The sequence below is a fragment of the Streptomyces regalis genome, assembly GCF_001509475.1.
GTDB lineage: Bacteria > Actinomycetota > Actinomycetes > Streptomycetales > Streptomycetaceae > Streptomyces > Streptomyces regalis.
In genome coordinates this window covers 1-206 of record NZ_LLZG01000349.1, presented here as the reverse complement: position 1 = coordinate 206, position 206 = coordinate 1, and the positions used below count along the sequence as shown (strand labels likewise).

The window sequence follows — 206 nt, the reverse complement described above, 5'->3', positions numbered from 1 at the left end:
CGTGACCCGGATTGGTTCAAGCGCGCCGTCTTCTACGAGGTCCTGGTCCGCTCCTTCCAGGACAGCAACGGCGACGGCGTCGGCGACCTCAAAGGCCTCACCGCCAAACTCGACTACCTGCAATGGCTCGGCGTCGACTGCCTGTGGCTGCCGCCCTTCTTCAAATCACCCCTGCGCGACGGCGGCTACGACGTCTCCGACTACAC

1 protein-coding gene is annotated in these 206 nt (G+C 64.6%); it reads left to right on the top strand.

What is annotated here, in order from left to right; all coding sequences use genetic code 11:
• On the top strand, positions 1-206 hold a 206-nt coding region (locus ADL12_RS29865), incomplete at both ends, for an alpha-amylase family glycosyl hydrolase (RefSeq protein ID WP_244188105.1).